This window comes from Gemmiger formicilis, from assembly GCF_016900095.1.
In the GTDB taxonomy this organism is placed as follows: domain Bacteria; phylum Bacillota; class Clostridia; order Oscillospirales; family Ruminococcaceae; genus Gemmiger; species Gemmiger formicilis_A.
Genome location: NZ_JACJJP010000023.1, coordinates 43,895 through 54,907, shown reverse-complemented (window position 1 = coordinate 54,907; position 11,013 = coordinate 43,895). Strand labels below are relative to the sequence as shown.

Below are 11,013 nucleotides of genomic sequence, written 5' to 3'. Positions count from 1 at the left end.
TTCGGGGCTCCCTTTAGGGAGCGACCACAGGAGATAGGCCCTTATAGGGCCTGTTCAAACCACCCGTTCAACGGGTGGTTTTGATTTATGTTTATTATAACATGGGGGACAGGTACTTTCCAGACTCAGGCGGATTTTACGCCTGGGCGGCCTCGTTGGGGTCGGTGACAATAAAGGAGATGGCACCGGAAACCACAAAGGCGATGGCGGCGCAGGCCAGGAAGCCGTAGAAGCTCACATCCAGCCCGGCGGGATTGATCATGCCGGGGATACGGAACAGACCGTCACCGGCCCAGGTGTAGAACTTGATGCCCAGGGCGCCGCCGATGACACCGGCGATGCCGCCGCCGATGAAGGCTGCGATGAAGCGCTTGAAGTTGGTCAGGGCCACGGTGTAGATGGTGGGTTCGGTGATGCCGCACAGAGCGGAAGCCATGCTGCCGAATGCGGTGGCCTTGAGTTCCTTGTCCTTAACGCTCAGGGCATAGCCCAGGCTGACGCCGGCCAGAGCCCACACGGTCAGGCCCAGGATGGCGTTGACCGGGCAGTAACCCAGGGTGGTGATGTTGTTCATGATGATGGGGATCATGGCCGCATGGATGCCCATCATGACAAACAGCTGCCAGAAAGCACCCAGAACGCCGCCGCAGACCACAGGCACCATGGTGAACAGGGTGTTGACCGCACCAGCCACCGTGTTGGAAACGGCGGTCATGACGGGGCCCACCACCAGCAGGGGCAGGGGGAAGGTGATGCACAGCACCACGGTGGGAACGAACATGAGCTGCAGAACCTGGGGAATCAGTTTCTTGGCCAGCTTTTTGATCTTGCTGCCCACGAACACGGCCAGCAGGATGGGCAGGATGGTCTGCTGGTAGCCCAGCATGGTGACCGGAATGCCGAAGAAGGTCAGCGGGGTTTCGGCGCCCACAAAGGCGGCCAGGTCAGGATAACAGCATGGCAGCGCCCAGGCAGGCGGCGGTGTAGGGGTTCATGCCGAAGACCTTGCCGGCGGAGAAGCCGATGATGATGGGGAAGAAGTACATCAGGGCGTCGGCCGCGGCGTAGAAGATCATGTAGGTGCCGTCGGTGGAAGCCAGCACGCCGAAGGTGGTCAGGATGGTCAGCACGCCTTTGATGATACCGCCGGCAGCCATGGGGGCGATGCTGGGGATGATGCAGCCGGAAATGGCCTTGAAGAAGCGGTTGTACCAGCTGTCCTTGCTCACAACCCGCATGCTTTCAGCCTTGGCCTTGCCGGCGGCCATGGTGTCCGCGCCGCGCAGCAGTTTTTCCACTTCGGGGCACAGGTCCTCCACCTGGGTACCGATGGGAATCTGGTACTGGCCGCCGCCATGGACCACGCCCATGACGCCCTTGACCTTCTTCACATCCTCGTCCTTGACGATGCTCTCGTCAGCCAGCACAAAGCGCAGCCGGGTCATGCAATGGGTCACACTGACAATATTTTCCTTGCCACCCACAGCGGCCACGATCTCAGCCGCAAACTGAGGGTAATCCGTTCTTGCCATGTCTGTTTCCTCCAATATGGTTACTTTTTTCATACATCCGATGAAATTGTTGCCAGCAGCCCGGGCCCGTGGTATACTGGTCTTGTTTTTACAGCCTCAGTATAGCGCGGAAAACACACCGGAGCAATCACGAAACAGAACCGGAATCCTGACAAAATCAAACATTTTGCGGCGGTGAAAACAGGGGGTGTGGCAAAATGAACAAAGAAGAATTCCATGAATTGGTCATCCCGACAACAGAGAAGGAACGCCTCTACCGGGACCACCCCGAGAAATCACTGGAATATTACCAGAGCCAGGATGCCAAAACCCGATGGGAAAACGGCGTGTATGTGTTTCCGGGGCCGGTGGTGGGCGGTGGTGCCAGGGGACACGGCAGTTTCAGCGATAAGGCGAACTTCACCCCGGCGGAGGTCAGCGGCATCGCCTTCAACAAGCAGACCCGGTTTTCCCGGGTACCGCTGCACCGGCACGATTATATCGAGATGAGTTATGTCTATGAGGGGCAGTGCACCGCCGAAATCAACGGCCACCGCCTGGCCATGCGCACCGGGGACGTGTGCATCATGGACAGCGGGGTGGTGCACACCATCCTGCCCACCGGGGAAAAGGACATTGTGCTCAACTGCCTGATGGACCGGCATTACTTCACCGCCAGCTTTGTGGAGCGGTTTACCGCCAGCGGTCCCATTCCCCGGTTTTTGTCCAACGCCCTGAGCGAGGAGCGGGACCACAGCCGGTACCTTTTGTTTCACACCGACAAAAGCCCCTTTTTCCGGGACCTGATGGAGGAGGTTTTCTGTGAGTATCTGGACCCCCAGATCTGTGCCGAGGGTGCCATCAGCAGCTACATGAACCTGGTGTTCATCGAACTGGTGCGCAGCTACCAGGGCGCCATGGAGAGCGAATACCGCCAGGCCCGCCGCAGCTATCTCACCGAGATTCTGCGCTACATGGACGACAACTGCACCACCTGCACCCTGGCCGAAACCGCCGCCCGGTTCGGATTTCATCCCAACGCCTTGTCCCGCATGCTTCGCCAGGCCACCGGCAGCAGCTTCAAGGATCTGATCACCGACGGCCGTCTGGCCAGAGCAGCCTTCCTGCTTCGTTCCACCACCCGGCCGGTGCACCAGGTGGCCCAGCAGTGCGGGTACACCAACGAAAATTTCTTTTATAAAAAGTTTGCGGAACGCTACGGCTGTACCCCGGCGGAATACCGGGCCCGCCGCTGAAAGCCGCCGCAGATCATCATGGGAGGTATATACAATGAAAATGGGAATTCTGGGCGCCGGGCAGATTGCCGGCGTCATGGCCAACACCGTCCGTCTGCTCAATGAGAACGGACATCCGGAGGTGGAACTCTACGCCGTGGGAGCGCGGGACCTGTCCCGGGCCCAGGCCTTCGCCAAGGCCCACGGGGTGCACAAGGCCTTCGGCAGCTACGAGGAAATGCTCAGCGACCCCGACCTGGACCTTGTCTACATCGCCACGCCCCACTCCCACCATTACCGGCACACCAAGCTCTGCGCCGACCACGGCAAGCACATCCTGTGCGAAAAGTCCTTCACCGTCAGCGCCCGCCAGGCGGAGGATGCCATCCGCTACGCCCGCAGCAAGGGGGTGCTGGTCACCGAGGCCATCTGGACCCGGTACCAGCCCATGCGCCGTATCATCCGGGAAACCCTGGACGCCGGGCTCATCGGGGAACCCCGGCTGCTCACCGCCAACCTGGGCTACTTCATCACCGGCAACCACCGCATCGTGGTGCCGGAACTGGCTGGCGGCGCCCTACTGGACGTGGGGGTCTACACCCTGAACTTTGCGGAGATGGTCTTCGGCCGCCCGGATGCCATCCACGGTCTGTGCACCAAAAACGAAAACGGGGTGGACCTGACCGACAGCATCACCATGACCTGGCAGGACGGCCGGGTGGCCAACCTGACCGCCGCCGCCAACGCGGTGTCCGACCGGTACGGCGTCATCTACGGCACCAAGGGGTACATGATGGTGGAAAACATCAACAATCCCCAGGGCCTGCGGGTGTACGACGCCGACAACCGGCTGATTCACAGCCTGGACTGCCCGCCCCAGCTCACCGGGTATGAGTACGAAGTGCTGGAGACGGTGGACAGCATCCAAAAGGGGCTGACCGAGTGTCCCTCCATGCCCCATGCCGAGACGGTGCACATGATGGAACAGATGGACCATCTGCGCGCCCAGATGGGCCTCCGTTACCCTTGTGAGGAGATCGACTGACTTTTATTGTATAGAAAAACAGCCCTCGCCGGGTATCTGCTGCCCGGCGGGGGCTGTTTGGCTTGTGTTCACTGCACGCCGTAAATCTCCGTGCACAGGTCCCGTCCCGCCTTGGTGCGGAAGATGGTATCCAGGGCATGGCGGACGCCGTCCGCCCCCACGCCGTCCTCATACAGGTTCACCAGAAAATCCGCTTCTACCAGAATCTGGTAGTCCGCCCAGTCGATGCCGGTGTAGGTGTGGTGGTGCCCCACCAGATAGCAGATGCGGTCGATGTCCGCCGCATCCAGGCCCAGCTCTTCCAGCATGGGACGGGCGTAGGCGGGACCTTCCTGCTCCTGCAGCTTGCCGGTGCAGCTGCCGTACTTGGCTTCTGCGGGGCGGATGCCGATATCATGAACCAGGGCGGCGCACTCCACCACAAACCGGGTGTGGGTGTCCAGGCCCTCCATGCGGGCAATGAGCTGGGCAAAGCGGTGGACCTTCATCAGGTGCTGGATGCGCTTGGCATCCCCCGCGTTGAAGGCAAACATTTTCAGGGTCAGGGTATCGATGGTTTTGGCGGTGTCCATGGTGCGCTCCTTTCCGGGCAAATCGGGCTTTTTCCTTTGTACAATACCTCTCTATGATACTCCAAACAAAGACAAATTTCAAAAAAATGTCTCCGCCCTTTGCCAGGCCGGGCCTCATTTGCCTTTACGGCCAAAAACAGGTATAATAAAAAATACCCAACAAATTCTGGAAAAGAGGCTTACTGTGACGGAAAACAACGATAACCAGAAGCATTTTCTCACCTGTGAAAAGACCTGGGTCTACTTTACCCTGATCTGCGTGGCCGGGTTCTGGGGGGCATACACCTATCTGCTGCGCGGGGGCATCTTCTGCAATGCCCAGACCGGCAACGTGGTGCTTATGGGCTTGGCGCTGGGCAGCGGGGAATGGAACAAGGCTGTATACTACCTGGTGCCCATTTCGGCGTACATTCTGGGGGCGTTTGTGTCCGAACTGCTTCCCAACCCGCTGAAACACCGGCTGAAAGTGCGGTGGGATACCCTTCTTATCCTCATCGAAATGCTGGCTGTGCTGGCCCTGGGCTTTGTGCCCGACTCCGCCCCGGTGCAGATCTCCCAGGTGGCCATCAACTTCCTGGCCTCCATGCAGTACAATACCTTCCGCCAGGCCGAAGGCGTTCCGGTGGCCACCACCTTTGTCACCAACCATATCCGCCAGGTGGGGGTGGGGCTGGCTGCCGAACTGCGCCACCACCGTACCGGTAACACCTCTCACCGCCGCAAGTGGGGCCGCCATGCGGGCATGCTCTTCTTTTTCATCACCGGCGCGGTGGTGGGTACGGTCTTCGGCCGTTTTCTGGGCGGGCGGTCCATCTGGATCACCATCCTTCCGCTGTGCGTGATCTTTGTCACGCTGCTCCACGCGGACCTGACCACCGAGCGGGCGCTGGTGGAACAGAAGCCCTCCGGCCACTGACAATTTCCTACATCCCGAAAGGCAGGGCGCGCACCCTGCCTTTTTGTTTTGGGCCACGGGCCAAGGCCTTGTACCCCAGAAGAAGGGAGAGGCCAACGGCCTTGCGGCGGGAAAAAACGAAACCGCTTCCTGCCCTTGCGCAGAAACGTATCCACGTACTATAATAAAGCCAAAGTACAAAAAAATCGGGCCGGACAAGACCGCCCGGGGGAGGAACGCGGATGAAACTGCAAAAGATGCTTCCGGTCATCGGCGGGGTGCTGGTGGCCGGGCTGCTGGCCGCCGCGCTGCTTCCTCTTCTGTGGCTGCCGGGGGACCATTCGGCCGGACAGACCGAAAACCAGCGCCTGATCGGGGCCACCTACATGACCATGAACAACCCCTTCTACCAGGAACTGGACGCCCGGCTGCAGTCGGCGGTGGAAGCCCGGGGCGACCGTCTGCTGACCAGGGACGCGGTCATGGACCAGGACCGCCAGAATGAGGAGATTGCCGACCTGCTGGACAGAGGGGTGTCGGCCATTCTGCTCAACCCGGTGGATTGGGAAAAGGTGGGCGACGGGCTGCGCCTGGCGGCGGATGCGGGCGTGCCGGTCATCGTCATCGACGCCCCGGTGAAGGATGACAGCCTGGTCACCTCCACCATCCTGTCGGACAACTACCAGGCGGGGGTGCAGTGCGCCGAACACCTGCTCAGCGTGCGGGACTCCGCCAACATTCTGCTGCTGGAACACATCACCGCCCGCTCGGGCGCCGACCGCATCCGGGGCTTTGTGGATACCATCCAGGGGCACGAGGGCTTTGCGGTGGTGGGGTCCGGTTCCTCCGACGGCCAGATCGAAAACGCCATGCCGGTGATGGAACAGCTGCTGGCCGAACACCCGGAAGCGGATGTGGTCATGGCCCTGAACGACCCCAGCGCCTTGGGCGCCCTGGCGGCCATTGAGGGGGCCGGGCTCAGCGACCGGTTCCTGGTGTACGGGGTGGACGGCTCGCCGGAAGGCAAGGTCCTGGTGGCCGACGGCCTGATGACCGCCACCAGTGCCCAGATGCTGGGAGAAATGGCCGAAACCGCCGTGGAGCAGGCGTACCTGGCCTTGGACGGCGGCACCCCGGAAAAGGAGATCGTGCTGCCGGTCACCCTGCTGACCAAGGACAACGTGGCCCAGTACGGCACAAGCGGGTGGCAATGATGAAACAGGATCAAATCTTGCGGACCCTGCGGGGTCTGATGCTGGCCATCAACCTGGTGTTGGTGGTGTATTATTCTCTGCTGCGCGGGCTGACGGCCCTGCGCATTTCCGGCAGCTTTTCCGCCAGGGATTTTCTTGCCTCGGCCAAGCAGGTGCCGGCCCCGCCCTGGCAGATGGCGGTGCTTTCCCTGGGGCTGTTTGTGCCCCTGGCGGCGCTGATTTTGGGCAAGGACTACCTGCCCCCCGGGCGGCGGGGATTGCGGGCGGCGGTGTTCACCGCCGAAATCCTGCTGGCTGCGGCGGAAGTGACCAGCCTGAACTTCTACTATCGGGGCTTTTTCCTCATGGTGCTGGCCGATCTGGTCTACACCGCCCAGGAAAAATACGGCCGGGCCTGCATCATTGCGGTGCTGACGGTTCTGTACGCCCTGGCGGATTACAGCATCGCCTCGGTGTTTTTCTCCGAAATTCCCCTGAGCCAGTATCTGTCCTACTACACCGAATTTTACAGCAGCTGGTTCAGCGGGGTGGAAAGTCTGCTGACCTCTTTGCACGTGCTGCTGTTTGTGGTCTTTCTGGTGCTCTTGTTCCTGGGTCAGAAGGCGGAAAACACCCGGGTGCACCAGCTCAACGCCGAACTGCAGGAAAGCTACCGTCAGCTGCAGGAATACGCGGACAAGACCGAGCACATGGCCGAACTGCGGGAACGCAACCGCCTTGCCCGGGAAATTCACGACACCCTGGGCCACACCCTCACCGGCATCATCATGACCACCGACGCCAGCCTGATTCTCATGGATGCCGCCCCCGACCAGGCCCGCAAACAACTGCAGCTGGCCAACCAGACGGCGCGGGAAGGGCTCAACGATGTGCGCCGGTCCATCAACGCCCTGCGGCCGGATGCCCTGGAACACACCGATTTTGCCGAAGCATTGGAAAATACCATCGAGAAATTCTGCCTGACCACCGCGGCCAAGGTCACCTACACCCAGAACGCCGGCAACCTGGACTTTGCCCCCGATGAGGAGGAAGCCATCTACCGTGTCATTCAGGAAAGTCTGACCAACGCGGTGCGCCATGGCCATGCCCGCAACATTGAAGTGCGACTGGACCGTTTTGGCGAGACACTGACCATCACGGTGCGGGACGACGGGGAAGGCATGGCGCCCGGCAAGCCGGAAGGCTTTGGCCTGCGGCATATGCGGGAGCGCCTGGAACTGCTGCACGGCAGCCTGGAATACGGCAACCGGCCGCCGGAGGAAGGACCCGGCTTTGCATTGACCGCCCGGCTGCAGCCGCGGCAGAAAGGGGAGGAAAATATATGATCCGTGTGGTGATTGCGGACGATCAGGAACTGTTCTGCCAGAGCCTGAAGATCGTTTTGAACGTCAACCCCGACATGGAAGTGGTGGACACGGTGGGGGACGGCGGCGCTGCGGTGGAGAGCGTGGCCAAAAACCGGCCGGATGTGGTGCTCATGGACATCCGCATGCCGGTGCTGGACGGAGTGGAAGCCACCCGCATGATCAAGGAAAAGTACCCGGCCACCAAGGTCATTGTGCTCACCACCTTTGCGGATGACGAGTACGTGTTCGGTGCGCTGAAAAACGGCGCCAGCGGCTATCTGCTCAAGGGCGCCGGCGTCACCGAACTGGCCGAAGCCATCCGGGTGGCCCACAGCGGCGGGGCCATGGTCAACCCCAACATCGCCAGCAAGATGATCCAGCTGTTTTCCAGCATGGCCCACGGCGAAACCGGCATTCCGGTGGAGGATCACCGGGCCGAAACCCTCACCAAGGGGGAACTGCCGGTGGTGCAGTCGGTGGGGCGCGGCCTTTCCAACAAGGAAATCGCCGCCGAACTCTGCCTGTCGGAAGGCACCGTGCGCAACATCATCAGCACGGTGCTGGGCAAGCTGGGCCTGCGTGACCGCACCCAGCTGGCCATCTGGGCGGTGGAAACCGGCCTGCGGCGCCGGGATCTGCCGTGAGGCGGCGCACAGCCGCGCTGGTGGGGGGCGCGGCGCTGCTGGTGGTTTTGGCGGCGGCCATGCTCTGGCCCCGGGGCGATACCGTGCTGCACCTGGGGGTGTTTGCGGGCAGCTATTGGGGCACTCCCAACGGCAGCAGCTACCAGGTGCTGGACGATGCCATTGCCCGGTTTGAGGCCGCCCACCCCGGCGTCACGGTGGAGTATGAAAGCGGCATCCCCACCGACGAATACAGCGAATGGCTGGCCGACAAACTGCTGGCCGGCACCGAGCCCGATGTGTTCTTTGTGCTGCCGGACGACTTCGGTCTTTTGGCCGAAACCGGTGCCCTGGCCCCGCTGGACGGCCTGATGGACGGGGAAAACGGCCTGGACCGCAGCATCTACTATGACGCCTGCCTGCAGGCGGGCAACTATGGCGGTTCCCAGATGGCCCTGCCCTACGAAAGCGCCGCCATGGTCATGTTCGTGAACCGCACCCTGTTGGAACAGTACAACATTCCCATGCCGGAAAACGACTGGACCTGGCAGGACCTGTATGCCATCTGCCAGACCATTGCCGACGCCCAGCCGGACAGTGCCGACCGGGACTACGGCATCTACGGCTATACCTGGCAGAATGCATTGTACGCCAATGGGGCCACCCTCTTTTCCGCCGACGGGGAACAGTGTTACCTGGCGGACAGCCGGGTGGAGGAGGCCATCCGGTTTGTGCAGACGCTGGGCAGCCTGGACACCGGCTATACCGTGACCGCCCAGGAGTTTGACACCGGCCATGTGGCCTTCCGCCCCTTCCTGTTCAGCGAGTACCGGGCCTACCAGCCCTACCCCTGGCGGGTCAAGAAATATTCCAGCTTTGTGTGGGACTGCCTGCGCATGCCGGCCGGGCCGGAAGGCGGCAACACCAGCGAGCTGCATACGGTGCAGGTGGGCATCAGCGCCCGCAGCCTGTACACCCGGCTGGCCTGGGAACTGCTGTGCACCCTGTGTGCCGACGAAACCACCCAGGGGCAGCTGTTCCTGCAATCCCAGGGCATCTCGCCCCTGCGGGCGGTGACCGAAAATACCGCCCTGCTGGACCGTATCTTTGCCGAAACCCAGGGCACCAGCACCTTCAACAGTGCCGCCATCGGCGAGATCATGCGCACTGCCGTCACGGTGCCCCAGTTCCCGGCCCAGGAGCAGGCCGCGGCTATGGCGGATACCGCCGTCAGCAACGCCGTGACCAACAACCGTTCCCTGGCCACCACATTGGCCACCGCCCAGCGGCAGATCGACCTGTATCTGCAAAGTACCGGCTGAATCTGCTCCCCAAAAACCAAAAACACCGGACCCCGGTTTCTTTTGTGAGTACCGCAAAAGGAACCGGGGGTCTTTTTTTGTCTGCGCTTTGCTTACTGTAATGGTTATGTTGCACAAAAGAAAGGCGTTTGATGCGGTCAAACCGGCATATTCACGGAAAAAACCAAAAAAAGCGTGACATTTGTCATGCCCAAGTCGTGACAAAATGCAGATGTATGCGGGGGCGTTATTTCTTACAATAAAGACAACAAAAGAAAGCCACCGCAAGGCAAAAAACAAAAGGAGAGATGAGAAAATGCGGTATCTTTTGCTGGTAGCCCACGGCGAGTTCGCCCCCGGACTGCACACGGCGCTCAACATGCTGGAAGGGGAGCGCGACGATGTGCTGGACATTCCCTTCCACGACGGCATGAGCCAGGATGACTTCAAGGCCGAGATCCGCCAGGTCATCGACCCCATCACCGCCGAGGACGAAGTCCTGGTGCTGGCGGACCTGATGGGTGGTTCGCCCCTGACCGGCCTGATGGAGCAGCTGGACGCCAAGTTTGGCCTGGGTAAGGTCCGGGCCATCGGCGGCATGAACCTGCCCATGGCCATCTCGGCCTGCGAAGCCGAGGACATGACCCTGGACGAAGCGGTCACCGCCGTCCAGGCCGAAGCCGCCGAGCAGATCCGCCCCTTTGCCGCGGCGGACGATGCCGAATCCGACGACGATATCTGAACAGAGTTACATTCAAGAAGGAGGAAATCCCCTATGATCAGCTTCATTCGTATCGACGACCGCATGATTCACGGCCAGACCTGCACCCGTTGGGCGCTGGAATATCCCTGCACCGGCCTGGTGGCTGTCAATGACGCCGCGGCCAACAACTCCATCCTGTCCGCCGCCTACAAGAACGCCTGCGACAAGAAGACCTTTGTCTGGACCCTGGACGCCTGGCAGAAGAAGAAGGACAAGGTTGTGGCCAGCAAGGATCAGTATTTCCTGATCACCAAGAACCCGGTGGACATGGCCAAGGTTCTGCTGGACCAGCCCTTTGACCCGGGCATCCACACCATCATCGTCGGCCCCTGCAACGACCGCCCCGGGGCCATCAAGCTGGGCAACAACCAGAGCGTCACCCCCGAGGAAGCCGCCGCTTTTGAAAAGCTGATGGCTGCCGGGTACGACATCGAGTTTGCCCTCATCAAGGAAGCAGCCATCGGCAACTGGAAGAAGTTCCGCGGCCAGTTTGGCTACAAATAATCAT

12 protein-coding genes are annotated in these 11,013 nt (G+C 61.1%); 9 read left to right on the top strand and 3 right to left on the bottom strand.

Features of this window, described 5'->3' with window-relative positions:
- Positions 1-136: 136 nt before the first annotated feature.
- Positions 137-931, bottom strand: coding sequence for a PTS transporter subunit EIIC (locus H6B15_RS11135; RefSeq protein WP_204648045.1), 795 nt, complete (start codon positions 929-931; stop codon positions 137-139).
- A 13-nt stretch (positions 932-944) separates the two neighbouring features.
- Positions 945-1,532, bottom strand: coding sequence for a PTS transporter subunit EIIB (locus tag H6B15_RS11130; RefSeq protein WP_204648044.1), 588 nt, complete (start codon positions 1,530-1,532; stop codon positions 945-947).
- Positions 1,533-1,729: 197 nt separating this feature from the next.
- Between H6B15_RS11130 and H6B15_RS11125 the strand changes: the two genes are divergently transcribed.
- Together H6B15_RS11125 and H6B15_RS11120 are read left to right on the top strand one after the other, a co-directional pair.
- Positions 1,730-2,767, top strand: coding sequence for an AraC family transcriptional regulator (locus H6B15_RS11125; RefSeq protein ID WP_204648042.1), 1,038 nt, complete (start codon positions 1,730-1,732; stop codon positions 2,765-2,767).
- A gap of 34 nt (positions 2,768-2,801) precedes the next feature.
- The gene (locus H6B15_RS11120; RefSeq protein ID WP_204648040.1) at positions 2,802-3,791 is read left to right on the top strand and encodes a Gfo/Idh/MocA family protein; all 990 of its coding nucleotides are present in this window, start codon (positions 2,802-2,804) and stop codon (positions 3,789-3,791) included.
- A 68-nt stretch (positions 3,792-3,859) separates the two neighbouring features.
- Here H6B15_RS11120 and H6B15_RS11115 read toward each other — a convergent pair whose 3' ends face one another.
- Positions 3,860-4,363: an HD domain-containing protein gene (locus tag H6B15_RS11115; protein ID WP_204648039.1), complete on the bottom strand. Its 504-nt coding sequence runs from the start codon at positions 4,361-4,363 to the stop codon at positions 3,860-3,862.
- 184 nt (positions 4,364-4,547) lie between these two features.
- Here H6B15_RS11115 and H6B15_RS11110 point away from each other — a divergent pair, with 184 nt between their 5' ends.
- The 7 genes from H6B15_RS11110 (at position 4,548) to H6B15_RS11080 (ending at position 11,009) form a co-directional block, all read left to right on the top strand.
- Entirely contained in the window at positions 4,548-5,279 is a 732-nt protein-coding gene (locus H6B15_RS11110; protein WP_345941979.1) for a YoaK family protein, read from the top strand.
- A gap of 221 nt (positions 5,280-5,500) precedes the next feature.
- Positions 5,501-6,472: a sugar ABC transporter substrate-binding protein gene (locus tag H6B15_RS11105; RefSeq protein ID WP_204648038.1), complete on the top strand. Its 972-nt coding sequence runs from the start codon at positions 5,501-5,503 to the stop codon at positions 6,470-6,472.
- Positions 6,472-7,797, top strand: a complete 1,326-nt coding sequence (locus tag H6B15_RS11100) for a sensor histidine kinase (protein WP_204648036.1) — start codon at positions 6,472-6,474, stop codon at positions 7,795-7,797. Before H6B15_RS11105 ends, H6B15_RS11100 begins: the two co-directional genes overlap by 1 nt.
- Positions 7,794-8,462: a response regulator transcription factor gene (locus H6B15_RS11095; RefSeq protein ID WP_204648035.1), complete on the top strand. Its 669-nt coding sequence runs from the start codon at positions 7,794-7,796 to the stop codon at positions 8,460-8,462. Before H6B15_RS11100 ends, H6B15_RS11095 begins: the two co-directional genes overlap by 4 nt.
- Positions 8,459-9,763, top strand: a complete 1,305-nt coding sequence (locus H6B15_RS11090) for an extracellular solute-binding protein (protein ID WP_204648034.1) — start codon at positions 8,459-8,461, stop codon at positions 9,761-9,763. Before H6B15_RS11095 ends, H6B15_RS11090 begins: the two co-directional genes overlap by 4 nt.
- 295 nt (positions 9,764-10,058) lie before the next feature.
- A complete protein-coding gene (locus H6B15_RS11085; RefSeq protein ID WP_204648032.1) occupies positions 10,059-10,484 on the top strand; it encodes a PTS sugar transporter subunit IIA in 426 nt (141 codons plus the stop codon).
- 33 nt (positions 10,485-10,517) lie between these two features.
- Positions 10,518-11,009, top strand: coding sequence for a PTS system mannose/fructose/N-acetylgalactosamine-transporter subunit IIB (locus H6B15_RS11080; RefSeq protein ID WP_204648031.1), 492 nt, complete (start codon positions 10,518-10,520; stop codon positions 11,007-11,009).
- Positions 11,010-11,013: the final 4 nt, after the last annotated feature.

What these genes read in the sequence shown, in the direction of transcription:
- H6B15_RS11130 (WP_204648044.1), bottom strand. Translation starts at nt 1,532, where the DNA reads ATGGCAAGAACGGATTACCCTCAGTTTGCGGCTGAGATCGTGGCCGCT.
- H6B15_RS11125 (WP_204648042.1), top strand. Translation starts at nt 1,730, where the DNA reads ATGAACAAAGAAGAATTCCATGAATTGGTCATCCCGACAACAGAGAAG.
- H6B15_RS11120 (WP_204648040.1), top strand. Translation starts at nt 2,802, where the DNA reads ATGAAAATGGGAATTCTGGGCGCCGGGCAGATTGCCGGCGTCATGGCC.
- H6B15_RS11115 (WP_204648039.1), bottom strand. Translation starts at nt 4,363, where the DNA reads ATGGACACCGCCAAAACCATCGATACCCTGACCCTGAAAATGTTTGCC.
- H6B15_RS11105 (WP_204648038.1), top strand. Translation starts at nt 5,501, where the DNA reads ATGAAACTGCAAAAGATGCTTCCGGTCATCGGCGGGGTGCTGGTGGCC.
- H6B15_RS11100 (WP_204648036.1), top strand. Translation starts at nt 6,472, where the DNA reads ATGAAACAGGATCAAATCTTGCGGACCCTGCGGGGTCTGATGCTGGCC.
- H6B15_RS11095 (WP_204648035.1), top strand. Translation starts at nt 7,794, where the DNA reads ATGATCCGTGTGGTGATTGCGGACGATCAGGAACTGTTCTGCCAGAGC.
- H6B15_RS11085 (WP_204648032.1), top strand. Translation starts at nt 10,059, where the DNA reads ATGCGGTATCTTTTGCTGGTAGCCCACGGCGAGTTCGCCCCCGGACTG.
- H6B15_RS11080 (WP_204648031.1), top strand. Translation starts at nt 10,518, where the DNA reads ATGATCAGCTTCATTCGTATCGACGACCGCATGATTCACGGCCAGACC.